The sequence below is a fragment of the Paractinoplanes deccanensis genome (assembly GCF_016862115.1).
Lineage (GTDB): Bacteria > Actinomycetota > Actinomycetes > Mycobacteriales > Micromonosporaceae > Actinoplanes > Actinoplanes deccanensis.
This window is the reverse complement of sequence record NZ_BOMI01000063.1, coordinates 57,086-82,216: the sequence shown is the minus strand read 5'-3', so window position 1 is coordinate 82,216 and position 25,131 is coordinate 57,086. Positions and strand designations below refer to the sequence as shown.

Here is a 25,131-nt window from a genome sequence, read left to right as displayed (position 1 = left end):
ACACATGCCCCCCAAGGTCGTCGTCCCCGCCGAGGAGCTGCGGTCGTTCACCACCGCGCTGCTCGCCGCCGCGGTCAAGGACCCCGCGCACGCGCGGACCATCAGCGAGGTGCTGGTCTGGGCCGCCCTGCGCGGCGTCGACTCGCACGGCGTCGCCCGGGTGCCGCGCTACCTCGAGTTGCTCGCGTCCGGCGAGGCGAACCCGGCGCCCGCGATGGCGTTCTCGTCCGCGGCCGCGGCGGTGGCGGTGCTCGACGCCGACCGGGCGCCCGGCCCGGTCGCGCTGACCGCCGCGGCGGACCGGGCGGTGACGCTGGCCGGCGCCAACGGCATCGGCGCGGTCGGCGTGCGGCGCACGGTGCACACCGGCGCGATCGGCTACTACACGTCCCGGATCGCCGCACGGGGCCTCGTCGGCATCGCCTTCGTCGCGGGCATGCCGAACATGAGCTATCCCGGCGTCCGCGGCGCGGCCGTGGCCACCAGCCCGCTCTCGATCGCCGTGCCGGCGGCGGGGGACCGGCCGCCGGCGCTGCTCGACATGGCGACCGCCGGCATCGCGCTCGGCAAGATCGCCCAATACCGCAACGCCGGGAGGGCGCTGCCGGAGGGCGTGGCGGCGACCGCGGACGGCACGCCGACCACGGATCCGGCGCTCGCGACGATGCCGCTGCCGCTGGGCGGGGCGAAGGGCGCGGGCATGTCGCTCGTGTTCGAGCTGCTGACCAGCGTGCTGGTGGGCGCGCCGATCGTGTCGTCGTTCCACGGCGACGACCCGGACGGCCGCCGGCACCGGCAGAACGCCCTGATCGTCGCGCTGAGCCCGGCCGCGTTCGGCGACGCCGCGGCGTTCCCCGAGGCGGTCGGTGCGACGCTCGACGCGGTGAAGGGCCTGACGCCGGCCCCGGAGGACGCGGAGATCCGCTACCCGGGCGAGAACAGCGCCGCGGTGGCCGCGACGCGGGCCGCCGAGGGCATCCCGGTTGCCGCAAAGGTGTGGTCCGAACTGGAAACGGCAGCGAAGGAGCTCGACGTGCCGCTACCGTCGCACTCCTGACGATCTTCCGCGTGGAGTGACGGCAGCCGCCCCACGCGGAGCCGCGAATCGCCCGGGAACCACCCGAAAGCCGGATGACCGGCCGGTTGAGGGGGTCTCTCGGGCGATTCGTGCTTAAGGTCCGCCTATGCCCGCTTCTCATGTGCGCCGGCTCCTCTACGCCGGTGCGGTGTCGCTCCTCCTGCTGCCCGCCGGATGTGGTTCGGACTCCGACGACGAGGCGGGCGAGTCGAGCACCGCCACCGCCTCGGCTTCCGCTTCCGCGACGGCCACGAGCTCGGCCACCGGCGCGACCGCGGCCGTGCTGAGCGCGGCCAACGCGTTCCTGGCGACGCTCGACGACACGCAGAAGACGACCGTGCAGGGCGAGCGCACCACCGCCAACCTGGCGCAGTGGTCCAACCTGCCCGACCAGCTCTTCGAGCGCGCCGGGCTGCGCATGGACAAGCTCTCCGGCGAGCAGCAGGCCGCCGTCCTGGCGATCCTGAAGGCCGGCCTGAGCACCGACGGCTACAACCAGGTCGCCGGCATCACGACCGCCGACGGGGTGCTCGCCTCCACCGCCACGATGAACCTCGACTTCGGGGCGGACCACTACTGGATCCGCATCCTCGGCACGCCGTCGGCGACCGACATCTGGACGGTCCAGTACGGCGGGCACCACCTCGCCGTCAACCTGACGATGAAGGGCGACGAGATGACCCTCGCGCCGACGCTCTGGGGCGCGCAGCCGGCCTCGTACACGGAGAGCAGCAAGACGGTCGAGCCGCTCAGCGGCGAGACGAAGGCGGCGTTCGCGCTGGTCGACTCGCTCGACGCGACGCAGCTGAAGGCCGCGGTCCTCGACACGGCGGTCACCGAGATCGTGCTGGGCGCGGGCCAGGACGGCAAGACACTCGCCCAGGAGGGCGTCCAGGCGTCCACCTTCACCAGTGAGCAGAAGACGCTGCTCCAGGCCCTGCTGTCGCAGTGGATCACGCCACTGGTGACGTCGGAGTCGTCGGCCAAGCTCACCGCGGCGATGACCTCGGCCAACCTCGCCAAGACCACCTTCGGCTGGTACGGGTCGACGACCATCGGCAACCCGATCTACTACCGGGTGCAGGGCCCCGGCTTCACGATCGAGTTCGCGCACCAGCAGGGCCAGGGCGCGAACGCCGGCGGCGTCACGCACATCCACTCGATCTACCGGGAGCCGGACAACGACTACGGGGCCTCGCTCTGAGCCCGGCCCTGCTCGCGGCCGGCCTGCTGCTCCTACCTGGGCCGGTGGCGGCGCATCCGCTCGACCAGGTGCTCCAGCAGGTCTACGTGACACCGGCCGCCGGAGTCCTCGAGGTGCAGATCGACATCGTGCCGGGCGCGCTGGTGGCCGGTGCCTTCGCGCGGTCGGTCGACACCGACGGGGACCGCGCGCTGTCGGCCGGCGAGACGGCCGCGCACACCGAGACCCTCCGAGCCACTTCGGCGGTACGGGTGGACGGGCGCGCCGAGCCGCTGACGATCACGTCGGCGGCGTACCCCGCGTACGACCTCCTGGCGGCCGGCGGCGGGACGATCAGCGTGCGCGGCACCGCGCCCCTGCCGGCGGCGAGCCGCCAGGTGACCGTCCGGGACGGCTACCGGCCCGGTCAGCCGACCTCGGTGCAGATGAGCGTCACCCTGGCGCGGGGCGCCGCGCTCGCGCCGTCCGACATCCACCACGGCGAGTCGGGGCGCAGCATCACGGTCGACCTGGCTCCGCCGGCCGTGTCCACCGCCGTCGAGGCGCCGGCCGCGCCCGGCCTGAAGGACCGCGCCTTCGCCGCCCTGCGCAGCCCGCTCGCGTCGCCGTGGGCGCTGCTGGTGCTGCTCGCGGTGTGCGCGCTGCTGGGCGCCTTCCACGCGCTGACGCCCGGCCACGGCAAGGCCATGCTCGCGGCCTACCTGGTGGGCAGCAAGGGCACACGGCGGCAGGCGCTGTTCCTCGGCCTGGTCATCACGGTCACGCACACGGCCTCGGTCGTCGTCCTGGGCGCCGCCGTCCTGCTGGCGGGCCGCCACGTGCTGCCGGACGTGCTCGTGCCGTCCCTGGAGCTGGCCGCCGGCCTGATCGTGCTGATCCTGGGCCTGCGGGTGGTGCGGCACCGCTGGTCACACCGCGCATCCCGCCACGCCGACACCCACGCCCGCGCTGGCGCGCACGGCCACATCCACGAGCACGCCCACACCCACGAGCACGGCCACCCCCACGGCCGCGGCGACGACGGCCACGGCGCCCACGGCCACCCCCACGGCGACGGCGACCACGGCCACCCCCACGGCGACGGCGACCACGGCCATCAGCACGGCCATCACCACGGCCCCCTCCTCGGTCGCCGCAGTGGGCCGGGTGCGGGCCGAGGTGCGCTGGCCGCGCTGGGCGTGTCGGGTGGCCTGCTGCCGTGCCCGGAGGCCCTCGGCATCCTGATCCTCGCCGCCGGGCTGAACCGGACCGCCCTCGGCCTCGGCATGATCGCCGCGTTCAGCGCCGGCCTCGCCGCCGTCCTCGTCGCGCTCGGCCTCGTGCTGGTCAGCGGCGCCCGCGCGATCAAAAAGCCCGGCCCGGCCTCGCTGGCGGCCCGCCTGCCTCTCGTCTCCGCCGCGGTCGTCGTCGTGCTCGGCCTGGTCATGACCGTCAGCGGTGCCGCACACTTCGCCGAGGCCGGCGCCCTCGCGGCCGTTATTCGCTGACGGGCACGCCGTTCGCCAGAGTCGCCAGCATCTCGTCGAGGCGGGGGAGCGGATCGTCGAGTCGCGCGCCGAGGTAGTCGTCGTACCAGACCCGGAAGACGCCGGTCGCGTTGACCACCAGGACCCGCAGCCGCCAGTCGTCCTCCCCGGCGCCGGGCGACCGGGACGCGAGCGTCCGGACGATCTCGCGCTCCTGCTCGGGCGGCACACCGGCGTGGGCCGCGCGCAGCTGGTGTGACTGCCGGGCCACCTGCCGCAGCGCCGCGAGCCAGGCGCGATGGGCGACCACGAAGGCGCCGACCTCGCGCATCGCCGCGCTCATCAACTCGGTCGCCGAGAGCCCGGCCGGCGCGCCCGCCAGGTGATCCGTCACGATCGCGGCCATCCGCCGGATCGGGTCGGTGACCACGTCCTCCTTGGCGGCGAAGTAGCGGTGGAACGTGCGCGGGGCGATCTCGGTCTCGGCGCAGATGTCGGCGACTGTCACGTTGTCGTAGCCGCGCTCCATGAACAGGCGCCACGCCACCTCGACGGTCTTGACGCGGTTCTGCTCGCGCTTGCGGTCCCTCAACCCGGTGATCTGCCTGCTCCTCTCCGCTGCTGCGCCCATTTTCCATGTCCGCCGTGCTGTGATCGCGCTCTCACCGTGTCGGCCGGGCACCACGTTCGCCACATTCTCGTGGCAGTCTCTGCCTCGTGGCACACTCTGCCACTTATTTGTCTTCTCTCGCAACGATGGAGTTCGTCCATGGCACAGGCCGTCTCGGCCGCGCCCGCGGAGGCGCCGGCGGCGTCCCGGGCGTGGTCAGGCAAGCAGATCGTCGTCCTGCTGGTGATCGGGGTCGGGGCGCTCATGGTGTCGCTGACCCAGTCGCTGCTCGTGCCCGTGCTGGGCGAGCTGGCGGTCGACCTGAACGCCTCGCAGGACGGCATCGCGTGGCTGCTGACGTCGACGCTGCTGGTCGGTGCGGTGGCCGTGCCCGCGTTCGGCCGGCTCGGCGACCTCTACGGCACGCGCCTGCTCGTGCTCGTCGCGCTGGTGTCGCTGGTGGTGGGCTCGCTGATCTGCGCGCTCTCCGACAGCCTGCCCATGATGATCGTCGGCCGCTCCGTGGTCGGCCTGTCGGTGGCCACCGTGCCGCTGAGCATCAGCCTGATCGGCGTCATCCTGCCCAAGGAGCACGCGGGTGCCGGCATCGCCCTGATCAGCGCCATGCTCGGCGTCGGCGGCGCACTCGGCCTGCCGCTGGCCGGCGTCATCGCGCAGTACGCCGACTACCACGTCCTCTTCTGGATCTGCGTCGCCGGCGGCATCGTCGCCATCCCCGGCATCCTGCTGCTCGTGCCCTCGCCCAAGCCCGCCGCGTCCGGCCGCATGGACATCCCCGGCACCGTCCTGCTCGGCGCCGCCATGCTCGCGCTGCTGCTCCCGCTCGCCCAGGGCGAGTCGTGGGGCTGGACGTCCCCGCTGACGCTCGGCCTGCTCGCGGCGGCCGCGGTGCTGCTGGTCGCGTTCGTCCTCATCGAATTGCGGATCACGTCGCCGCTGGTCGACGTGCGCACCACCGCCCGCCCCGCGCTGCTGCTGACCAACATCGCGTCGCTGTTCGTGGGCTTCGCCCTGTTCGCCACCCTGATCGGCACGGCGACCTACGTGCAGGCGCCCGAGGCCACCGGCTACGGCTTCGGCAAGTCGATCCTGGTCGGCGGCCTCTGCATGCTGCCCGGCGGCCTGGCGATGCTGGTGCTGTCGCCGTTCTCGGCCAAGCTCGCGCCCCGTACCGCCCTGATCGTGGGCTCGCTCATCATCGCGGCCGGCTTCGCGAGCCGCATCTGGCTGACCGGCAGCCTGGGGGAGGTCATCCTCGGCGCCACCGTCGCGGGCGCGGGCACGGGCATCGCGTACGCCGCCATGCCCGGCCTGATCATGCATGCCACCCCGCGCGCCGAGCTGGCCGCGGCGAACGGCCTGAACGCCCTCTTCCGCAGCGTCGGCAGCTCGCTGGCCAGCGCCATCGGCGGCGCGATCCTGGCCGCCAAGACCCTGGACCTGGGCGGGCACGCCCTCCCGTCGCTCGGCGCCTACCGGCTGCTCTTCGTCATCTGTGCCGGCGCGGCCGTCGTGGCCGCCCTGCTCGCCGTCGTCATCCCGAAGCACTCGGCGACCGCGGATGCCGCCCTCCGCGAGTAGGTCGTGATCCGCAAGCGTTCGGCGACCGCGGATGCCGCCCTTCCCGAGTAAGTCGTGATCCTCAAGCGTTCGGCGACTGCGGATGCCGCCCTTCCCGAGTAAGTCGTGATCCTCAAGCGCTCGGCGACTGCGGACGCCACCCTCCCGAGTAGCGCGGGACCTCCCGGGCGGTTTCAGCACCGGACGGAAAGCCGATAGTGCCGGACGATGGGACAGTGGATGCTCAATCCACCCGAGACCGTCCGGGAGGGACGAACGTGCCGACTGAGCTCATGCGTGTGCAGGCCGACGACGGCAGCGCCGTGCTGATCGAGATCGACAAACCCGACTCCGGGTTCGGTGAGGTGGCCTTCGACGGGGCCGTGTTCAAGGCGAAGGAGACGCTGGAGCAGGCGCTGGCCGGGGTGCGCGGCATAGCGCTCAAGGCCCTCGACGAGTTCCGCAGCGGCGGCGACGACGGGCCCGACTCGGTCGAGCTGGAGTTCGGCGTCAAGTTCAAGGCCGAGGCCGGCGCCGCGGTCTTCGCCAAGACGGCGGCCGAGGGGCACATCGTGGTGCGCATGGGCTGGACCGGCCGGGGCCAGCCGGTGGGCCGCCCGGGCCTCGACTACGGCGACGACGACGAGGAGCCTCGGGCTTGACCGAGGCGTTCTGGCAGGCGCGCATCGATCTTCCGGGCACCATCCGGCGGGGCACCGGCTTCCTGGTCAGCGACCGCCACGTGGTGACCTGCGCCCACGTCGTGCGCGGGCACGAGGAAGCCCAGGTGACGCTGCGCGACGGCACGTCGGGCAAGGGTGTCGTGCTGCGGCGGGGGCCGTGGTGGACGCCCGGCGCCGAGGAGGCGGACGTCGCCGTGGTCGAGCTGAGCTCGCCGGTCGGTGTCCTGCCGGCACCGCTCGCGCCGTATGCCTGCCTGGAGATCTATGCCGGTCACCCGCTGGACATCTTCGGCTTCCCCGACCAGCACCGGGAGAACGGCGTCTACACCGACTACGCCGCCGAGCCGCACCACTTCGTCGGCGCCGACATCCAGCTCAAGGCGAGCGACGCGGTCGGCGTGCGGCTCCAGGAGGGCTTCAGCGGCGCGGCCGTCGTGCACCGCGCGTCGCAGCAGGTCGTCGGCATGGTCCGCAAGGCGGCGACCGGCGACGAGCGGATCGGGCTGATGGTGCCCGTCGGCGGCCTCGCCGCGCACTGCCCGGCCCTCGGCGACCACATCCGGCTCGGCCTGCTCGATCCGCCCGCCTACCGCGAGCTGCGCGCGGCGCTGGAGTCGGTCCGCTTCTCCCCGGAACGGCTCCGCCAACTGCTCACCTGGTTGCGCGGCAAGGTCCCGGGAGTCCGCGACGATCTCACCACGCTCCTGGCGATCGTCGAGGCGCTCGTGGTGGACACCTACGCCGTCGACGACCGCGAGACCCGCTACCATCTGGTCGGTCTGCTGGCGCATCTGGAGAGCGACGAGGCGCTCGGCTGGGCCTTCGAGCACTTCGGCAGGAGTGAGACCCTTTCCTCGGCACGCCGCGACGAGCCCCGCGACGGCGGGATCGTCGTGTGCCTGGAGCCCACCGCCGGCGTGGGCGCCGAGGCCTACCGGCTGAAGGTGTGGACGGTGACCGAGCCGGACGGCTTCCTCGAGGAGCCGGTCTCCGACGTGCCTGGCCTGGCCCGCGACCAGTGGCAGGAGCGGGTGGAGCTCGCCCTGGCCGAGGCGTTCGACCGGATCCCCCCGGACGTCGGCGAGGTGACGGTCGAGTTCGTCCTGCCGCGCATGCTGCTGTCCGAGCCGGTCGACGAGTGGACGAACCTTCGTGACGACGACACGGCACTGGGCGTCTCCACGCCGGTTGTGGTCCGCGACCTCGACTGGTTCCACGACGACAATTCGGGCGTGCTGGCCCGCCGGGCCGAGGCGCTGCGCGACGGCGGGATGCGCCTTGCCGAGGTGCTGCGCTGGCGCGACTGCAGCAGTCTCCCGCCGAGCAAGCCGAACGTCTTCAAGGCCTGGCTGCGCAAGGGCGGCGGCCCGTTCGCGGTCGGCCTCGCCGGTGAGTGGGCCCAGCCGGCGCAGGTGAGCGCCGCGGTCGGCGCGGGGCCGCCGGTGCTGCTCTGGCGGCGTCATCCGTGCCCGCCCGGCGCGCACGAGGGCGACACGCCGTGCGTGAGCCTTCGTTTCGTGCGCGATCTGACCGAGCAGCTGGCCGATGTGACGATCGACGATGTCGCCCGGCGGGTCCGCGATCTGCGCATCGACTCCGAGATCGACGACGATTCCGCCCATTGCGGCAGCGGGCTGGTGCTGCTGCGCGACGACGCGCGCCGGCGCCCGATGCCCCTCGGGTTCGCGAGCTGACCGGACAGAGCAGGGTGAGAGGCGGGGAACGTGGCTGACGACGCTTGGTACGTCTACCGGGGCACCGGCGTGCCGCACGACCGGATCAGCGCGCTGCCGGACCCGCCACCCTGGCGCGGATTCGACCCCGACCCGGCCGACGAGCCGCCGTTCGTGCCCGAGACGCGCGAGAAGGAGAAGCGCGCCGGCCTGCGCTACCGCCCCGACCCCGAGACCGTGCGGCTGGTCAACGCCGCCCTCTATCTGCGGCGCCCGCTGCTCGTCACCGGGGCGCCCGGCACCGGCAAGTCCACCCTGGCCACCGCGATCGCGCACGAGCTCGGCCTCGGCCGGGTGCTGCGCTGGAACGTGACCAGCCGGGTGACCCTGCGCGACGGCCTCTACCAGTACGACCCGCTCGCCCGCCTCTACGCGGCCAGCCGGCACGAGGGCGGCGAGGCCGACTGGGACGAGGACCTCGGCCAGTACATCCGGCTCGGCCCGCTCGGCACCGCGCTGCTGCCCCGCGGTCGGCCCCGAGTGCTGCTCATCGACGAGGTGGACAAGGCCGACCTCGACCTGCCGAACGACCTGCTCACCATCTTCGAGGACGGCGAGTTCGAGATCCCCGAGCTGCTGCGCCACCCCGAGCGCAACGCCGAGGCGGAGGTCGGCACCATCGACGGCACCCGGCGGGTCGTGGTCCGTAACGGGCGGGTGCGCTGCAGCCGGTTCCCGATCGTCGTGATGACCAGCAACAACGAGCGCGAGTTCCCGCCCGCGTTCCTGCGCCGCTGCGTACAGATCACGATCCCGACGCCGGACGCGGACAAGCTGCGGGAGATCGTCGAGGCGCACCTGCCGGGCATGGCGCCCGGCAGCGAGCAGGAGATCGCCCAGTTCCTGGCGGGGCGCGGCGCCGACAAGCTCGCCACCGACCAGCTGCTCAACGCGATCTACCTGGTGCACGCCGCCGCGCTCGACAGCGACCGGGCCCGGCACGAGCTCGCCGCCGCCGTGATGGCGTCGCTGGTGCCGGAGTGAGCGGGCCCGGATGAGTCTCGACGCCATCGTCAAGGCGCTCCAGCGGGCCGGGGTGGAGCCGACCGCCCGGGAGCTCGCCGAGTCGCTGTGGCTGGCCGCCCAGATGACCGGCGCCGGCCGGGCGCCGCGCGCGGCCCAGGAGGCGCCGGGCCGGCACCGCCCCTCGCCGCGGCCGACGCCGGTGCCCGCGGTCGAGACGCTCCCGGTCCGCCCGCCCGACCCGGCGCCGCCGGCCCCGGCGCCGGAGGCCGTCGAGCTCTTCGCGCCCCGGCCGCCCCGGCCGGCCCGCCCGGTGGGGCAGGTGCGGCGGGCCCGCACGGTCGAGGTGCCCAAGCCGATCGCGCTGGCCGAGCGGCTGGCGTTCCAGCGCGCGCTGCGCCCGCTGCTGCGCCGCGTGCCGGCCCCCGGACTCGGCACGCTCGACGAGGAGGAGACCGCGCGCCGCGCCGCCGACATGCCCGCCGGCCATCCGTGGCCCGCCGTGCTGCGGCCGGCCGGCCGGCTGTGGCTCGACGCGGCCGTGGTGGTCGACCGGGGCGACTCGATGGCGATCTGGCAGGATCTCGCCGCCGACATCGTCGGCGTGCTGCGCGAGTCGGGCGCGTTCCGCCAGGTCGCCCGCTACCGCCTGGACGGCACCGACGAGTCCGGCGCCGCCGTGGTGACCGACTGGACGGGCCGCCCGCTGCCGCCCGGCCGGCTCGTCGACCCGGGCAACCGCCGCGTCATCTTCGTGATCAGCGACTGCGTCGGCCCGGTCTGGCGCTCGGGCGGCGCGGCGCGCGTGCTGCACGAGTGGGGCCATCACGGCCCGGTCGCGATCCTCCAGCCGCTGCCGGAGCGGCTGTGGGCGCGCACCGCGGCCCGGACCATCGCCGGTGCCCTCGTCGCGCCGCGCGCCTGCGCGCCGAACAGCACGCTGAGGTTCACCGCCTTCGGTGGCCGTGACCGTCCCGAGGGGACGCTCGTGCCGGTGCTGGAGGTCGATCCGGGCTGGCTGCGCCGCTGGACCGGCCTGGTCGCGGGCGGCCCGGCGATCACCGCCGCGGTGACCGTGGTGAGCGGCGAGCCGGCCGAGCCGCTGCCGGCGGCGCCCGTGCCCGCGCTCAGCGCCGAGCAGCGGGTGCGCCTGTTCCGGGCGGCCGCGTCCGACGAGGCGTTCCGCCTGGCCCGCTACGTGGCGGTCGGCGACCCGCAGATCGACGTCATCCGCCACGTGCACTACGCGATGTTCAAGCCCGCCTATCCCGCCCACCTCGCGGAGGTGCTGCTGAGCGGCCTGCTGCGGGTCGAGGACGGCAAGCGGGGCTGGTACAGCTTCGTCGATCGGGTGCCCGACGTGCTGCTGTCGACCCTGTCGATCAGCGAGACGGTCCACGCCGCCGAGCTGCTCGAGGAGGTGTCGGCCTCGGTCAACCGGCAGATGGCCGGCACCCGCACTCGTTTCCCGGTGCGCACCCCGGGCGAGGGCGGCGGGGCGATCGGCGAGCGCGAGGCGCCCTTCGCGGTGACGCCGCTGGCCCGGCGGCGGCTGGAGCTGGCCCGGGCGAGGTTGCAGCGGTACGCGGAACCGCCGCCCCCGCCGGAGACCGGCCCCCCGGCGGACGACACCCCGGAACCACCGCCCGCCCGCCGGGCCGGGGTTGCCGACCGCACCCGGCCGCTGGACCCGGAGACCGCCGCCGTCCGCTTCACCCACCGGGACGCGGAGCTCGGCACCCTGCTCGACTGGGCCGAGGGAACGGGCCCCGGCACGGCGCTGGTCACCGGCGCGGCCGGCACCGGCAAGACCCGGCTCGCCCTCGAACTCGCCCGGACGCTGCGCGAGCGCGGCCGGCCGGTCACCGTGAACGGCGTGCCCCCGGCGCCCGGCGGCGACCGCCCGCTGATCGTGGTCGACGACTGGGACGGCGACCTCGCGGCCGCGGAGGAAGCCGGCGGCGGTTCGCGGGTCCTGCTCCTGTGCCGGTCGGCGCCCCGCGACGGCCTGACGCCCCTGGTCCATCTCGAGGCGTGGGCCGACCCGGCCGTCCGGCTCGCCTTCCACCAGCGGGCGGTCGAGGACTTCAGCCACCTGATGTGGCCGGGCAGCCGGCCGCCCTCGGCTCCCGGCCCCGGCGAGCACGACGACACCCCGCTGGCCCTCTCGATCGCGGCCCTGCACCACATCGGCGGGCTCCCCGCCGCCACCCTCGAAGCGCTGCCCGGCCGGGAACGGCGGCTGGCGGAGCGCTCCGCCGTCCGCGCCGAGATCTCCTTCACCGAGCCCGGCCGGCTGGACGCCTATCTCGCCGCCGCGCAGCTCTACGGCGCGTCCTCGGCCGACGAGGCACGCGGGCTGACCCGCCTCGTCGGCCGAGCCGGCTCGCCCGAGGAGGCGCGGCGGACCGCCGACTGGCTCCACCGGCTCTATCCCGGCGGCGTGGACGGCTACTGGCGCCTGCTGCCCGGCCCGGTCCGGCGCTGGCTCGTCACCCCCGCGCTGGCGCGCGACGCCACGCTGATCGGTCTGCTGCCGGCTGTCTCCGACTCGCAGGCCGGCAACGCGATGCCGCTGCTCGTGCGGGCCGCGCTCGCCCGCCCGTCGCTGGCCGCGCCGCTGTGGGCGGCCGCCGTCGAGCGGCCCGAGCGGTGCGCGTCGCTGCTCGCCGAGGCCCGCCGGGGCGGCGGTCTCACCGACCCGCTGCTCGACCAGGTGCGCGCCACCCTCGCCGACGAACAAACCTCCGTGGCAGTCCTGCGTGCGGTCATCGACGGCGTCCCGGAAGCGGGCGTGATCTTCCGCGGCCAGCCGGCCGAACGCGCCCGCACGCTGGCCGGCGCCTACCAGCGGCTGGCCAACGCGAGCGCGCCGCACCGGCCGGCGCTCGCCGACGCCGCGCACGAGATGGGCCTGATCGCCGAACGCGACGGCCAGGACGACGAGGCGCTGCGGACCGTCGAGTGGGAGATCGACCTGCGCCGCCGGCTGACCGGCGACGCCGCCGCGCTCGCCCGGGCGCTCACCACGTACGCGCTCCGGCTGGACCGCGCGGGCCGCCCGGTGCAGGGCAACGCGGCGATCACCGAGGCGGCCGGCATCTACCGGCGGCTCGGCGACGCGTACGCCGAGCAGGACGCGTACGCCCAGGCACAGCACGCCCGCATCCTGGCGCAACTCGGCAGGCTCGCCGAGGCGGCGGACGCCGCCCGCGAGGCCACCACCCGCTGTCGCCGGCTCGCCGCCACCGACCCACGGCACACCGCCGGCCTGGCCGACGCGCTGCTCGTCGAGGCCGCCGTCGCCCGCGCCCGGCGGCAGCGCGACCAAGCCGTGCTGGCCGGCGGCGAGGCGGTCGACCTCTACGAGCGGCTGGCGGCCGAGGACCCGGACCGGCATCGCGCCCGCTACGCCTTCGCCAGCGCCGCCCACGGCATGGATCTCGCCGAATACCGCTCCCACGCGTCGGCCCTGTCCCGCCTCGACCGGGCGGCGGAGATCTACCGCGACCTCGATCCGGCCGGCCTGGCCACCGCCCAGCTCGGCCGCGGCGCGGTCCTGGCCGACCTGGAACGCCACGACGAGGCCATCGCGGCCTTCGCCGAGGTCGTCACGCTCGGCCGCCGCCTGGGCGGGCGCGACCGCTCGCTGGCCGGCGCGCTGGCCGCCCAGGCCGAGGTCACCGCGGCGGCCGGCCGCCCGGAGGAGGCGCTAGCCCTGCTCACCGAGGCGTGCGTGCTGCGCGACCAGCTGCACGCGGCCGACCCGGTCGACACGGCCCTGCGCCGCGACCTGATCTCCGGCTATCGCAGCCTCGCCGCCCTGCAGGAGCGCCTCGGCCACACCGAGGACGCCGCCCGCTCGGCCCTGCGGGCCCGCCTGATGAGCGAGAGCTAGGTCTCGCGGCGGACGATGCGGCCGATCGCGCCTCGGGGGCGGATCGAGCGCAGGTACTTGACCCAGTTGGCCGGCCAGGGCTCGTCGAGGAGCTCGATCTGCCTGCTGACCGCGTCGAGGCGCGAGGACGAGGTGCGGGTCAGGAAGTCGGTGAGGGCCTTGCCGAGGCGCTCCAGCACCTGCCGTTCCGCCCACGTCGCGGTGAGGTCTTCCGGATCGGCCGTCTGGTGCAGCACGAAGGCGGCGGCCATGTGGGCCGGGCTCCACGTCTCCGAGATGACCTCGCGGGTGATCCGCTCGGTGTACGCCCAGCGCAGGCCCGGCGCCTCGGCGAAGACGGCGAGGGCGGCGGCCGCGACCGGTGCCTTGATCATCGCGTCGAGCAGGCGGCTGCCGTGCACCCAGATGGTCTGGTCGGGCACCCGGCGCATCACGGAGGCGAGCCGCCCCGGGTCGACCCGCTCCTTCTCGAGCTGCACCATCACGTACCGGATGTTGCGCTCGTCGGTGATCCGCCGCCGCACCGTCGCGGGGGGCTGCCACACCGGGCGCTCCTCGGTCAGCGCGTACGCCGCCCGGAAGTGGTCGTTGTCCACCTTGGGATCGAGCAACTCGTCCTGGAGCACCGGGAACAGCTCGGGCCCGAGGGTGGCGTCCTTGGGCATCAGGCTGACCAGGCGCCGGGCCTCCGACGGGGTCGGCGACGTGCGCCGCCACAGCACGGCGGCCAGCCTCGCCAGCGCCGGGCCCGGGTCGGGGCGGCCCTTCGCCTCCAGCAGCATGGCCTCGACGAAGTCGGCGCGCTGCTCGTCGTCGAGGCCGAGCATGGCCGCGCTGACGATCGCGCGGTCGAGCTCGGTGTCCAGGTCGGCGGGCTGGGTGAGCAGCGACCCCCACCACGTGTCGCCGAGCCGGTCCGCGTCCGCCTGCTCGCCGCTGAGGCGCCGCAGCAGCAGCTGGCGCAGCCTCGCCTCGACCGCGGCGCCGTCGGCCCACAGCTCCGAGCGGTAGTCCCGCTGCGGGCTCGCCGCCCAGTACGCGATGAACCGGTCCAGGCCGGGCGCGAGCGAGCCGTGCGCGGGGGAGAGGCGGAACCGGGCGGCGAGGCGCAGCAGCCGCTCGAACACCTCCGGCTCGGCGTGGCGCATGGCGTCGGCGAGCACGTCGGTGCCGCCGTGCTCGGCGGCCACCGGGTGCAGACGCTCCGTCCGCACGGCATCCGACTGCGCCGCCTCGCGGATCTCCGCGCGCAGCAGGGCGAGCCGGACCGCGGCGGCCTGGCCGGGGGCGTTGCGGGCGACGGCGGCGTCCAGCCGGATCAGGTCGTCGGCGGGCCAGCGCCGCGACTCGGCGAGCAGGCGGTCCACCACGTCGGCGCCGTACCGGTCGATCAGGTCGGCCGGCGCGGCCAGCAGCCAGCTCACGATGGGCCGGATCGCCTCCGGCTCGGGCGGGCGGCCCAGCACGACGGCGAGCGCGAAGGAGGTCTGGGCGGGAGCCAGCTCGGCGCTGCCGGCGGTGGCCTCGGCAGCCACCTCGACGGCGTCGGTGATGTCGTACGGGTCCTCCGCCAGGAACAGGTCCACCCACCGGCGGCTGTCCGGGTCGTCGGCCGGCGCGGTCCAGTCGTGCCGCTCCAGGTCGAACACGACGAAGCCCTGGTCGTTGTCGAGGCTCGCCGCACCGCCGGACCAGTCCGGGTGCACGGCCAGGATGCGATGGTCGGCGTACGCCGGGTTGGGGGTGAAGACCTTGAAGTCGACCCGCAGCGCCTCGCGGTGCGGCAGCAGCAGGGTCGCCGCGGTGATCCAGCGCAGCACCGGCTCGGCCTCGCGCGAGACGAACAGCACGCGGCGCGGGTCGCGGTCGCCGCGGCGCAGGTGCGACAGGAGCGCGGTGAGCAGGGCGGCGCCGTCGCGCGAGCGGACGAACTCCTGAGCGTCCGGCACGCCGAACGGCCCGGGCTGCCACCCGGGCTCCAGGGGCGGGCACTGCTTCGCGGGCGCGGGCACCGTCGTCCAGAACGGCGCCCCGAACAGCTGCGCGGGACGCACCAGGCCGTACGCGTCGGCGTCGGCGGTCGCGATCGCGTGGGTGAGCTGGTTGCCCTCGCGGCCGCCGGTCGGCTCCCGTCCGAGGTAGACCCCGGCGGCGGTGGCGTAGAACCGGTCGTACACGTGCGCGAACGACGGCGGGTAGTCGGCGAGCGGGCGGCGCTCGCGGATCCAGGGCCCCGGAGGCTCGTACAGCAGACGGCTCCTGACCAGCGCCATCGGGTGCGGATTGGCCTCGGGTGACATGGCCTGGAACTGGAAGCCCGGCACCGACTCGAGGCCCTCGCCGGCCCGGCAGTTGGTGTAGATGTAGGTGTCGAAGCGCCCCGTCACGTGGTCACCCGGGGCACCAGGCCCGCCTTGTGCATGAGCCAGAGCAGCGGCTCCTCGACCCGGTCGGGCCGCACGCCGGTCGGGTGGACCGAGCCCTCGGCGTAGTCCGGCTCGGCACCCAGCGCGGAGACGAAGAAGTACCGGTAGTCGCGGTAGTAGCTGCGCAGGTAGTCGTTGATGACGTCGCCGCCCCAGGCGTGCAGCAGCGACGCCATCTCCTCGTGGACGCGGCGGCCGGCCTCGTCGTCGTAGCCGTGGCGCCGGCGGCGGATGCGGCGCAGCGGATGCTTGTCGCCCAGGTAGTCGTAGAAGGCGTCCATCTTGGCGAAGGCGACGGCCACCGGCATGGTGACCTGGCGCCCGTTCCAGTGGCTGCTGTGCTTGAGCACCTCGGTGATGCGGCCGAGGACCTCGCGGGTCGGCTCGGCCCGGCCGTAGCGCTGGACGACGGCCGCGGGCGGCAGCGGCACCAGGTCGCGCACCCGGGGCAGCTGGAACGGGTCGAGCAGCAGGATCAGGTAGGTGGCGGCGCTCAGGTAGTGCAGCTGGAAGGCGTCGCGGTCGGTGTGCAGATCCTCGCCCGCGGTGTCGTAGAACGACAGGTAGTTGGTGCGCGGCCGGTCGCGGCCGAGCAGGCCCGCCTTGCGGCCGCGCCACTCCATGACCAGCGGCTCACGGCGGCCGTCGACGGCCTGCTCGGTGACCGGCAGCAGGCGCTTGGCGTCGTAGAGCTGGTGGATGTCGTCGCCCAGCCAGCGCGCCGGCAGGGCGTAGTTGTCCTCCCCATCGCCGATCGGCTGCACGGTGGCGGCGAACTCGCCGGCGAGCTCGCCGCGCTGGAGCTCGTGGGCCAGCACGGTCAGGTAGACGGTCTTGCCGGTGCCGCGGGCGCCGACCATGGCGACCAGGGGGCTCGCGTCCACCCCGAACTCGACGGGCAGCCGGGTGTGGCACTGCGGGCAGGCCCGTACGGAGGTCTCGCCCAGGCACTTCGGGCAGCGCGCGGTCTTGCGGGGCGGCAGCAGCTGGTTGGGCTGCGCGATCGGCGCGAAGGTCGGCAGCGTCGGCAGCGCGAAGCCGGTGTGGTTGCGGCGCGCCTCGTCGATCTTGGGGCGGCACGCGGGCCGGGTCGGCGTGGGCTTGCCCCGGCATTGGAACCACAGCTCCGAGCGCCGTTTGATCGCGGCGTAGCAGAACGGGCAGTGCAGCTTGGGACTCATCGGGTCCTCATCCGGTCGGGGTCCGGGTCGTCGGGGGCCACGTCGAACGGCGCGTCGAAGAAGCAGCGGATCCAGTAGGGCCGGTCCCTCTTGGGAACGTCGGGCAGCGGCAGGGTGAGCCGCAGCGGCTCGGCGGCGGTGAGCATCAGGCCCGGGCAGCGCGCCACCAGCCGCCCGTCGTCGCGGCTGAGCGGCATGAACTCGCCGACGGCGAGCACGACGTCGAGATCGACCCCGGCGCAGTCGCGGTCGGCGGTCACCGTCACGATCAGGTCGGTTCCGGCCAGGCGGCGCCTTTTCCTGAGGTCGTACGCGATGACGGCCGGCGCGGGCGCGAGCGTCACGGTGACGGGCGGCGAGTGCGCGAGGCCGTCCCCGACGGGGGTGTGCGCCCGCACGACGAGGTCGCCGCCGGCGCGCGCCTCGGCGATGCGCAGCCCGTTGGCGGCGGTGTACTCGGCCTGGGTGACGGTGAGGCGGGCGCCCGCGAACTCCGCCTCGGCGGTGACGGCGCCGGCCGGCCAGACCCACGAGGCGACCGCCCCGTCGCCGTCCCGGTCCACGCGCAGCTGCCGCACCGGCTCGGCGATCATCAGCCCGACGGGGCGTCCGGCCCGCTCCCCGTCGCGGCCGCTCTCGAACGGCTGGTAGCACAGGTAGCCCGTGCCGACGGTGGCCTCGAGCACGACCAGGCCGCCCCGCTCGACCGGCTCGCCGGGCAGTTCGGTGCCCCACTGCTCGGCGCGCTCGCGGGTGACCACGTCGCCGTCGGCGAACGGCGTGGGGCGCGGTGAGCAGAGCACCCTCCAGCGGGCGTCCCCGGCGGGCCAGGTCAGCTCGACGCGGGCGCGGTCGCCGGTGGCACCGATCGCGCGCACCCTGAGCTCTCGATCGTGGGTCACTCGCTCGTCGTCGCCGGGCGTGGCTGCGCCGGCCGTGGCTGCGCCGGTCGTGGCTGCGCTGGTCGTGGCGGCGTCCGGCGCGGTGTCCGCCGGCACCGCGCTGTGCGGAGACGACACGCGGTCGAGCAGGGCCAGGGCGCTCCAGAACTGGGCGCGGACGTCCGCCCGCCAGTCCGGCGGGGCCACCGGGCCCTCCTCGGCGACGGGTGCCGCGTGAGCGGCGGGCTCCTCCGCGGTGGGGGAGAGGTGGGCCTGCTCGCGCCACCACGCCGGGTCGTCCATCGCGTCGCCGACGGTGCGCAGCAGCTCCTCGTCGGCCTGGATCAGCAGCTTGCAGACCTGGGCGCGGAAATCGGGCGCGCGGGCACGCTCGCGCCACCACGCGCGGATCTCGGCGAGGTGGCGGGCGAGGGCGGCCGCGTCCATGCCGGGATCGACCGCGTACCGGGCGAGGAGGTCTCCCGGCGGCAGGTGACCGTGGGTGCCCCGCAGCGGCCGCAGGACCTCACGGTCGTAGCGGGCGGCATCGAACAACGGCGACCTCTCAACCGACAAGGGGGAGGAGGACAGGCGACCACAGTGCACGGAGTGATCGCAAGAGGACGAACGGTCGTCAAAGTGGCGTCTTTACGACGAAGGCGGTGGCCCGGCCGGGCGCCACCCGCTCGAGGCGGACGCCGCGGAAGTGGGCGACGAGGAAGTGGCCCGGATAATTCACGGACTCCAGCACCAGCGCGCCGCCGTCACCGGCGGACCGGGGGCAAAATGTTGCGTCTTCGGCGAACAATGGCGAACGGTCATGGCGGTCCAGCCGGAGCACGAAGTCGCGATGCCGCAAGAAATGGCCAGGAAAGTTCACTGATTCGAACGAGACACAGTCGCGGCCGGCCAATCCGCCGCGCACGGTGAAACGCGCGTCGGCGCGGTCGTCCTCGGAGCGGATCTCCTCGACGCGGGCCAGGAAGTCGCGGTGCCGCAACCGGCTCCCGGGCCGCTCCGCCGCCGCGAGACCGACCGTGGCGCCGGGCAGCAGGGCCGGCGCGGGCGGTTTCGTCGTCGGCGCCGTCGTCCGCGGCGGCCTGGTCGTCGTCGTGGTCACGACCGGCGGCCTCCGCGGCGCCGGCGGGGTCGCGGCCGAAGGCGTGGACCTCGTGGGAGACGGCAGGATCGACACGGGCGCGGCCGGGCTGAACGGAGGCACCGCGAGCTGCTCGCGCTGCCCGAGCGGCGGGGGCGCCGGCCGGTCGTCGCGCAGGGCCAGCACGGTGACGCCGATGACGGCGATGACCGCCCCGGTGGTCGCGGCGACAACCGCCCGGCGGCCCCGCAACGGCGACGTCCGCCGCACCCCGGCGAGCGCCGCGAGGCGGCCCCGGATCGGCGCGGCGCCGTCGGGCGGCGGAATCAGCGGAGGAACGCGCCGGGGCGAAGCGGCCGGGCGCGCGCCGGGCTCGCGATAGGGCACCCAACCACCGATGCGCAGACCCTCGTCCCTATCATCATCGGTCATCTGCATTCCGCTCCGCGGGCGCTCGCTAAGGCATTCTTAAGCCGTCGAAAAGGCATTCTTACGGCGAAGGTCGCCAATGGCAAGATTTCTCACGCGACCGATCGTGATCGAACTTTCCGCGCCCGCGGCCCGTACTCCCCGATGACGGCGCCCGCACGAGGAGACGACGCCATGGACGGCTCTGGCCCGCAGCAGCCCACGCTGGACGAAACCGCTGGCTGGCCGAGGATCTCGGACTACTGGCCCGACAGGAACGGCGGGGGCGGCGCCACGGCGTACCCCCAGGAGGAGAGCGACCCCGCACCCGGGCGCAAGCGGCACCGCCTGGGCCTGATGGCCGGCGTGATCGGCTCGGTCGTCGTGGTGGCGGTCAGCGGCGTCGTGCTGCTGCGCATGGTGACCACCTCCGAACGCCCCGCGCCCGCCACCCCGCCCACCGCCGCGGCCGGTCCCGAGATCGTCGTGCCGTCGCCGAGCCCGCCGGTCTCCATCGAACCCGCGCCGGCCTCGCCCTCGGCCTCGGCCTCCGCGTCCCCGGCGGCACCGTCGTCCCCGCCCTCCTCGGCACCGCCGCCGGCCAAGGCGCCCGCCGGCCCGGCCTTCCCCGCCGCCACGTTCGTGGTGGCCGGCGGCATGCGCGAGCTCAACGTGTCGGTCGGCCGCCCGCCCAACAACGGCATCGCCCGCGTCACCACCCCCGACGACAGCAGCGTCACCCCCGACGCGACGCTGAAGGACACCACGCTCACCCTGACCACCAGGGGCAACGACAACGACGGCGAGGCACGCGTCGACGTCGTCCTCGACGAGCGCATCGCCTGGACCATCAGGACCACCCACGGGGTACGCCGTGCCGGCTTCGCGATGGCCGACGGCAAGGTCACCGCGTTCGACCTCCAGGGCGGCGCGAACAATTTCGACATGACACTGCCCCGCCAGGACGCCACCATCCCGCTGCGCATGTCGGGCGGCGTGCACACCTGGCGCATCCGCACCGAGGGATCATTCCCGGTCAAGCTGCACGTCCGGGAGGGCATCGGCGAGGCCACCCTCAACGGCGACCGCGACGAGAACCTCGAGCCCGGCGACACCCGCAAGGCCTCCGGCGACGACGGCGGCGGCCTCGAGATCGACGCGGTGGGCGGCGTGGGCACGCTGGAGGTGGAGCCGCTCTAGCCTTGCCTGCGGGGCAGAAGCAGCGCGGCGGCCATCAGCAACGCGCCCGAAGCCAGCAGCGCCGCGGACGCCGTGGCCAGGTGGGCCACCGCGGCGATGGCGGCTCCGCAGGCGATCTCGCCCAGATACTTGGCCTGAGCCAGCAGCGAGTGGACCGTGGCCCGGGTGACGGCGGCGGTCTGCTGGTTGATCCAGATCGTGCCGAACGCCCGGTTCAGCGGCAACGCGCCGGCGGCCAGCAGCACCGCCAGGCTGCCGCTGCCGTACTCCGGGGCGAAGGCCAGGCCGATGACGCCGGCGGAGGCGGCCACGCAGGTGACGACGCATCCCCGGCGCAACGTCCCCTCGCCGTCGATGTGCGCGCGCACCAGGCGCAGCGCGGCCGCGCCGGCGACACTCATCAACACGCCCAGGGCCGCCATCCACAGCACCGGGTCGACGGCGAGGCCGATGTCGACCAGCCTCAGCGGATAGAGGCGGCCGAACGCGCCCGCGACCCCCTGCGCCAGAAACGTCGCCGCGACGAGGGCGAGGACGAGGCGGCTACGGCGCACCAGGGCCGACGCGCGCGCCAGGACCGACCACGAGGTGTGCCAGAAGCGGCCCCGCACGGGGCGGAACCGGCGCTCCGGGAAACGGGTCACGACGTACAGGCCGAGCAGGACCATGGCCGCGCCCGCCAGCACCATGGCCGGGCCGGGCTCGATCAGCCAGGCCAGCGCGCCGACGCCCACCAGCCCCGCGACCGTCCCGGTGAGCTGGGCCTGCTCGGCGCGGACCAGCACCACCGCGACGGCCGCCGGATCGTCCAGCTCGTCGCTGACCCACGCCACGTCCGCGCCGCTCGCGAGGTTCCAGGACAGGCCCCACACCATCTGCGTCACCAGCAGCGGCACGAAACCGCCGACCAGCCCCGTGGCCAGCATGGCGGCACCCATCAGCAGGTGCGAGACCACCAGCGACCACTTGCGGCTCACCGTGTCGGCGACCAGGCCGGCCGGCAGCTCGAACACCAGCGCGGCAAGCGACTGGGCGACGCCGATCAGCACCAGCTCGGACGCCGCCAGGCCGGCGTCCACCACCAGGTAGACGCTGGTCACCGACCACCACCCCCGGTGCAGGGCGGCGCGGCACCACGTCCACCTCACGAACACCGCGGCGAGGCGCGAGCTCACGGCGCCCGGACGGCTCCGAAACCGGGGTGGCCGGCGAGCCAGGCGGCGTAGCGGGGCCGGCGGGCGACGATCTCGAGGTAGGAGGCGGTGGCGAGGGCGGCCACGTCGGCGGCGGACGCGTGCGAGTCCCAGCCGAGCAGGTGGCGCCAGCTCAGCGGTGAGCCGGCCAGCGGCACGGCGACGGCGCCCGGGACGTCGCGGACGGTGGCCTGGCACAGGGCCACGGCGCGGCCGGAGGTGACCAGATCGAAGACGGCGCCGGCGTCCATCTCGTACGGGAAGCGCGGGGCGAACCCGGCCCGGGCGCAGGCGGCGGCGAAGCACTCGTTGAAGCAGCCGTCACCCGGGGCGCTGACCCACTGCTCGCCCGCGAGCTCGCCCAGGCCCACCTCGTCGCGGGCGGCGAGCGGATGGTGCTCGTCGAGCAGCACCCAGACCGGGTCCACGCAGATCACCCGCCAGGACAGCCCGGTCGCGTCGTCGCTGCCGGGCCGGCCGGTGGCGCAGGCACCGACCAGCGCATAGTCGAGCCGGCCGTCCTGCACCATGCGCACGATCTCGTTCTCCGACCAGGTCGAGTGGACCGAGACGGGCCGGCCCGGGTACGCGTCGGCGAGCCGCTGAACGAGACCCGCGACGATCGGCCCGTTCGTGGCTCCGATACGGAACCGCACATCGTCGCCGGCGGTGGCCAGCACGCTCACCTCGTCGTGCAGGCCGCTGACGGCCGGGATCAGCACCCGCGCGCGGGCGAGCACGAGATCGCCGAGCTCGGTGGGCAGCACGCCCCGCCGGCCGCGCACGAAGAGCGGGCCGCCCAGCATCCGCTCCACCCGCCGAAGCTGCGTGGCGAGCGCGGGCTGAGCGATCCCCAGCACGGCCGCGGCCTTGGTGACACTGCCCGCGTCGGCGATCGCGCAGACCAGGCGCAGGTGGCGCAGTTCCAGCTCCACCGAGACGAGAGTAGTTCATCAATGTCACAAGAGTGGCGTGAAGTGTTACGCGCGGCTTGGCGGGGGGCGCCGGTGCGGCCGGCACCAACCGGCGGGGACGCGCCGTCACCCGATCGGGCGCGGGCGCGCGACGAGCGAGTTACATTGCCGACATTTCTGATATGCCGCCCTTAAGGTCTCCGGCGTTGACGTCGGACGCTTGGGAGTGCGCATGAGGAGAGTCCATCGGCTGCTGGCGGCCTCGCTGCTGATCGGCAGCGGCGCCATCGTGACCGCAACGGAGGCGGGCGGGACGCCGGCGGAGGCGGAGCCGGCGCACGCGCCCGTGCGGGCCGCCGCGCCGTCGGTCAAGCCTGCCCCCGGCGGCTCGCGGGCGAAGAGCAGCGCCCCGCCCGGCAGCGTCATCAGCAGCGAGGCCGCGACCCTGCCCGAGCCGCTCAACAAGGCCGCCACCGCTCGGCTCGTCACCTACGTGACGACCGACGTGCGCGGTGAGCGGGTGCCCGCGACCGGTCTCGTGCTCACGCCCCGTGTCGGCCGGGTGAAGCGGGTCGTGGTGTGGGCGCACGGCACCACCGGGCTCGCCGACCGCTGCGCGCCCTCGACGCACCCGGATGTCTTCTGGCCCGAGGCGCGGGCCGCCGTCGCCGAGTTGCTCAGCCGGGGCTGGACCGTGGCCGCGCCCGACTATCCGGGGCTCGGCACCGCGCAGGAGCACCCGTACCTGATCGGTGAGAGCGAGGGCCGCTCCATCATCGACAGCGTCCGGGCCGCCCGGCGGCTCGATTCCGGTCTGGGTCTGCGGTACGCGGTCGCCGGGCACTCGCAGGGCGGCCAGGGTGCCTTGTTCGCCAGTCAGCTCGCGCCCTCGTACGACGGCGATCTGGTCCTGCGTGGCACCGCCGGCATCGCGCCGGTCTCGAACGTCGACCTGCTCGCGCCGCAGATTCCCGGCACCGCCGGTCAGGGCTATCTGGTGATGGGCCTCTCCGGGCTGAACGCCGTGGAGCCCTCGTTCCGGCCCGCCGACGTTCTCGCCGCGCCGGCCCGTCAGCGCGCCGGCGTGCTCGAGACCGGCTGCCTCAACGAGATCCTGGCCGCCTACGCGCCGCTGACCGCCACCCAGCTGCTCGACGGCGGGCAGCTGCCCGACTCGTGGATCGCCAAGCTGGCCCACTACGACAACCCGGGCCAGTCCGCGCCCAGCGCACCCGTCCTGATCGTGCAGGGCACCGCCGACGAGGCCGTTCCCGCGCCCATCACCGACATCCTGGTCGACCAGCTCGACGACTACCGTCCCGTCCGCTACGACAAGCTCCCCGGCCAGACGCACGACGGCGCCGTCTTCGCCTCGGCCGAGACCGTCGCCGACTGGATCGCCGCCCGCTTCTCATGACAGCGTCCGTGCGCCCGGGCCGCCGGCGTTCCCCCGTGGACACCGGCGGCCTGGGCGCACGGTCAGGCGCCCGCGGTGTCGAGGCGGGTCAGCTGCTCGTCCGAGAGCTTGATGTCCAGCGCGGGCAGCATGTCCTCGAACTGCTCCGGCGTGCGCGGCCCGATCAGCGGCAGTACCCGCGGCGACGTCTGGTGCATCAGCCACGCCAGCACCAGCTGGTTCGGCGTCACCGCCAGCTCGCCGGCCACGTCGAGCAGCGCCGCCAGGCGGGCCTCGGTGTCGGGGCCGCCGTAGGAGCTGAACACCCAGTGCTCGTTGCGCTTCGCCTCGGAGTCGTAGATGCCCTTGAGGATCGGCGAGTAGGCGACCAGCGTCTGGTCGTCGTGCTCGCGCAGGTAGTCGAGCTGCTCACCGTCCACGATGGACTCGCTGTCCGCGCCCGGGTTGGGCCGCAGGTACGAGTGCTGCTGCTGGACCGCCACCGGCAGCGGCCAGCCGTTCGCCCGGCAGAGGCCGCGGATCCGTTCGAGCCGCCAGGTGCGGACATTCGACCAGCCGAGATGGCGCACCTTGCCCGACCGCACCAGGCCCGCCAGGGCCTCCAGCGTCTCCTCCAGCGGCGTCCTGCGGTCGTCCACGTGCACGTAGAACAGGTCGACGTGGTCGGTGCCGAGCCGGCGCAGGCTGCCGTCGAGGGCGGTGCGCAGCGTCTCGGCGCCGGCGCCCTCGAAGGTGCGGCGCGCCAGGTCCCAGTTCGCCGTGCCGTCGGCGTCCCACAGGTCCGGCGAGTAGTGCGGCAGCGCGGTGGCCTTGGTCGCCAGGAAGACCTCGTCGCGGCGGTTGCCCTGGCGCATCCAGCGGCCCAGCAGCTCCTCGCTCTCGCCGCCGCGGCTGTCGCGCCGGGCCCACCACTCGTAGCAGTTCGCCGTGTCCACGAACGAGCCGCCCACCTCGAAGTAGCGGTCGAGGATGCGGAACGAGTCCTTCTCGTCGGTCGCGTTGCCCATCTGCATGGCCCCGAGCGCCAGCCGGCTGACGTGCTGCCCGGTGTGGCCCAATTCGATCGTCTGCATGCCCCGCACGCTAGGTCTTCGAGCGCACTCTAGGTCAAGACCGGATCCGCGTCGTACGCCAGCAGCACGGCAGCGAGATGACGGCGCCATGACAGGCGGCGCGGGCAGCGTGGCAGCCGACGA

Annotated in this window: 18 protein-coding genes; 10 read left to right on the top strand and 8 right to left on the bottom strand. The window is 74.4% G+C overall.

Annotation, left to right across the window (positions count from 1 at the left end; all coding sequences use genetic code 11):
• Positions 1-4 precede the first annotated feature (4 nt).
• The 3 genes from Ade02nite_RS16435 (at position 5) to Ade02nite_RS50290 (ending at position 3,769) form a co-directional block, all read left to right on the top strand.
• Positions 5-1,057, top strand: a complete 1,053-nt coding sequence (locus Ade02nite_RS16435) for an Ldh family oxidoreductase (protein ID WP_203763278.1) — start codon at positions 5-7, stop codon at positions 1,055-1,057.
• A gap of 127 nt (positions 1,058-1,184) precedes the next feature.
• Positions 1,185-2,282, top strand: a complete 1,098-nt coding sequence (locus Ade02nite_RS16430; RefSeq protein WP_203763275.1) for a DUF3500 domain-containing protein — start codon at positions 1,185-1,187, stop codon at positions 2,280-2,282.
• 44 nt (positions 2,283-2,326) lie between these two features.
• Entirely contained in the window at positions 2,327-3,769 is a 1,443-nt protein-coding gene (locus Ade02nite_RS50290) for a HoxN/HupN/NixA family nickel/cobalt transporter (RefSeq protein ID WP_275409917.1), read from the top strand.
• Here Ade02nite_RS50290 and Ade02nite_RS16420 read toward each other — a convergent pair.
• A complete protein-coding gene (locus tag Ade02nite_RS16420; RefSeq protein WP_239168804.1) occupies positions 3,759-4,379 on the bottom strand; it encodes a TetR/AcrR family transcriptional regulator in 621 nt (206 codons plus the stop codon). The two genes, Ade02nite_RS50290 and Ade02nite_RS16420, sit on opposite strands and share 11 nt — an antisense overlap.
• A 138-nt stretch (positions 4,380-4,517) precedes the next feature.
• Between Ade02nite_RS16420 and Ade02nite_RS16415 the strand changes: the two genes are divergently transcribed.
• From Ade02nite_RS16415 to Ade02nite_RS16395, 5 genes are all read left to right on the top strand, one after another.
• A complete protein-coding gene (locus Ade02nite_RS16415; RefSeq protein WP_203763272.1) occupies positions 4,518-5,960 on the top strand; it encodes an MFS transporter in 1,443 nt (480 codons plus the stop codon).
• 257 nt (positions 5,961-6,217) lie between these two features.
• Entirely contained in the window at positions 6,218-6,601 is a 384-nt protein-coding gene (locus Ade02nite_RS16410; RefSeq protein WP_203763270.1) for a CU044_2847 family protein, read from the top strand.
• Entirely contained in the window at positions 6,598-8,316 is a 1,719-nt protein-coding gene (locus Ade02nite_RS16405) for a VMAP-C domain-containing protein (RefSeq protein ID WP_203763268.1), read from the top strand. The genes Ade02nite_RS16410 and Ade02nite_RS16405 overlap by 4 nt, the downstream gene beginning before the upstream one ends.
• Before the next feature lie 30 nt (positions 8,317-8,346).
• Positions 8,347-9,339 carry an AAA family ATPase gene (locus Ade02nite_RS16400; protein ID WP_203763266.1) on the top strand — a complete coding sequence of 331 codons (993 nt, stop codon included), beginning with the start codon at positions 8,347-8,349 and terminating at the stop codon, positions 9,337-9,339.
• A gap of 10 nt (positions 9,340-9,349) precedes the next feature.
• Positions 9,350-13,216, top strand: a complete 3,867-nt coding sequence (locus Ade02nite_RS16395; protein WP_203763264.1) for an SAV_2336 N-terminal domain-related protein — start codon at positions 9,350-9,352, stop codon at positions 13,214-13,216.
• On the opposite strand, the gene Ade02nite_RS16390 is transcribed toward Ade02nite_RS16395, so the two are convergent.
• The 4 genes from Ade02nite_RS16390 to Ade02nite_RS16375 all read right to left on the bottom strand — a co-directional run bounded on the left by Ade02nite_RS16390 (position 13,213) and on the right by Ade02nite_RS16375 (position 19,235).
• Positions 13,213-15,603, bottom strand: coding sequence for a GTPase-associated protein 1-related protein (locus Ade02nite_RS16390; RefSeq protein WP_203763262.1), 2,391 nt, complete (start codon positions 15,601-15,603; stop codon positions 13,213-13,215). The two genes, Ade02nite_RS16395 and Ade02nite_RS16390, sit on opposite strands and share 4 nt — an antisense overlap.
• Entirely contained in the window at positions 15,600-16,823 is a 1,224-nt protein-coding gene (locus tag Ade02nite_RS16385) for a hypothetical protein (protein ID WP_203763260.1), read from the bottom strand. The genes Ade02nite_RS16390 and Ade02nite_RS16385 overlap by 4 nt, the downstream gene beginning before the upstream one ends.
• Positions 16,820-18,259: a hypothetical protein gene (locus Ade02nite_RS16380; RefSeq protein WP_203763257.1), complete on the bottom strand. Its 1,440-nt coding sequence runs from the start codon at positions 18,257-18,259 to the stop codon at positions 16,820-16,822. Before Ade02nite_RS16380 ends, Ade02nite_RS16385 begins: the two co-directional genes overlap by 4 nt.
• Before the next feature lie 79 nt (positions 18,260-18,338).
• Positions 18,339-19,235 carry an AbfB domain-containing protein gene (locus Ade02nite_RS16375; RefSeq protein WP_203763255.1) on the bottom strand — a complete coding sequence of 299 codons (897 nt, stop codon included), beginning with the start codon at positions 19,233-19,235 and terminating at the stop codon, positions 18,339-18,341.
• A gap of 171 nt (positions 19,236-19,406) precedes the next feature.
• On the opposite strand from Ade02nite_RS16375, the gene Ade02nite_RS16370 reads away from it, so the two are divergent.
• Positions 19,407-20,411, top strand: a complete 1,005-nt coding sequence (locus tag Ade02nite_RS16370; protein WP_203763253.1) for a hypothetical protein — start codon at positions 19,407-19,409, stop codon at positions 20,409-20,411.
• Here Ade02nite_RS16370 and Ade02nite_RS16365 read toward each other — a convergent pair.
• Positions 20,408-21,511: an MFS transporter gene (locus tag Ade02nite_RS16365; protein ID WP_203763251.1), complete on the bottom strand. Its 1,104-nt coding sequence runs from the start codon at positions 21,509-21,511 to the stop codon at positions 20,408-20,410. The two genes, Ade02nite_RS16370 and Ade02nite_RS16365, sit on opposite strands and share 4 nt — an antisense overlap.
• Before the next feature lie 71 nt (positions 21,512-21,582).
• On the bottom strand, positions 21,583-22,539 hold the full coding sequence (locus Ade02nite_RS16360; RefSeq protein WP_203763249.1) for a LysR family transcriptional regulator: 957 nt from the start codon (positions 22,537-22,539) through the stop codon (positions 21,583-21,585).
• A gap of 211 nt (positions 22,540-22,750) precedes the next feature.
• Here Ade02nite_RS16360 and Ade02nite_RS16355 point away from each other — a divergent pair, with 211 nt between their 5' ends.
• Positions 22,751-23,935 carry an alpha/beta fold hydrolase gene (locus Ade02nite_RS16355; protein WP_203763247.1) on the top strand — a complete coding sequence of 395 codons (1,185 nt, stop codon included), beginning with the start codon at positions 22,751-22,753 and terminating at the stop codon, positions 23,933-23,935.
• 62 nt (positions 23,936-23,997) lie between these two features.
• Here the strand turns inward: Ade02nite_RS16355 and Ade02nite_RS16350 are convergent, their stop codons facing one another.
• Positions 23,998-25,008: an aldo/keto reductase gene (locus tag Ade02nite_RS16350; RefSeq protein WP_203763245.1), complete on the bottom strand. Its 1,011-nt coding sequence runs from the start codon at positions 25,006-25,008 to the stop codon at positions 23,998-24,000.
• Between the last annotated feature and the right edge of the window lie 123 nt (positions 25,009-25,131).

Bases quoted from the DNA above. Each gene is read 5' to 3' on its own strand.
- Ade02nite_RS16435 (WP_203763278.1), top strand. From the start codon at position 5: ATGCCCCCCAAGGTCGTCGTCCCCGCCGAGGAGCTGCGGTCGTTCACC.
- Ade02nite_RS16430 (WP_203763275.1), top strand. From the start codon at position 1,185: ATGCCCGCTTCTCATGTGCGCCGGCTCCTCTACGCCGGTGCGGTGTCG.
- Ade02nite_RS16420 (WP_239168804.1), bottom strand. From the start codon at position 4,379: ATGGGCGCAGCAGCGGAGAGGAGCAGGCAGATCACCGGGTTGAGGGAC.
- Ade02nite_RS16415 (WP_203763272.1), top strand. From the start codon at position 4,518: ATGGCACAGGCCGTCTCGGCCGCGCCCGCGGAGGCGCCGGCGGCGTCC.
- Ade02nite_RS16395 (WP_203763264.1), top strand. From the start codon at position 9,350: ATGAGTCTCGACGCCATCGTCAAGGCGCTCCAGCGGGCCGGGGTGGAG.
- Ade02nite_RS16385 (WP_203763260.1), bottom strand. From the start codon at position 16,823: ATGAGTCCCAAGCTGCACTGCCCGTTCTGCTACGCCGCGATCAAACGG.
- Ade02nite_RS16375 (WP_203763255.1), bottom strand. From the start codon at position 19,235: ATGACCGATGATGATAGGGACGAGGGTCTGCGCATCGGTGGTTGGGTG.
- Ade02nite_RS16370 (WP_203763253.1), top strand. From the start codon at position 19,407: ATGGACGGCTCTGGCCCGCAGCAGCCCACGCTGGACGAAACCGCTGGC.
- Ade02nite_RS16355 (WP_203763247.1), top strand. From the start codon at position 22,751: ATGAGGAGAGTCCATCGGCTGCTGGCGGCCTCGCTGCTGATCGGCAGC.
- Ade02nite_RS16350 (WP_203763245.1), bottom strand. From the start codon at position 25,008: ATGCAGACGATCGAATTGGGCCACACCGGGCAGCACGTCAGCCGGCTG.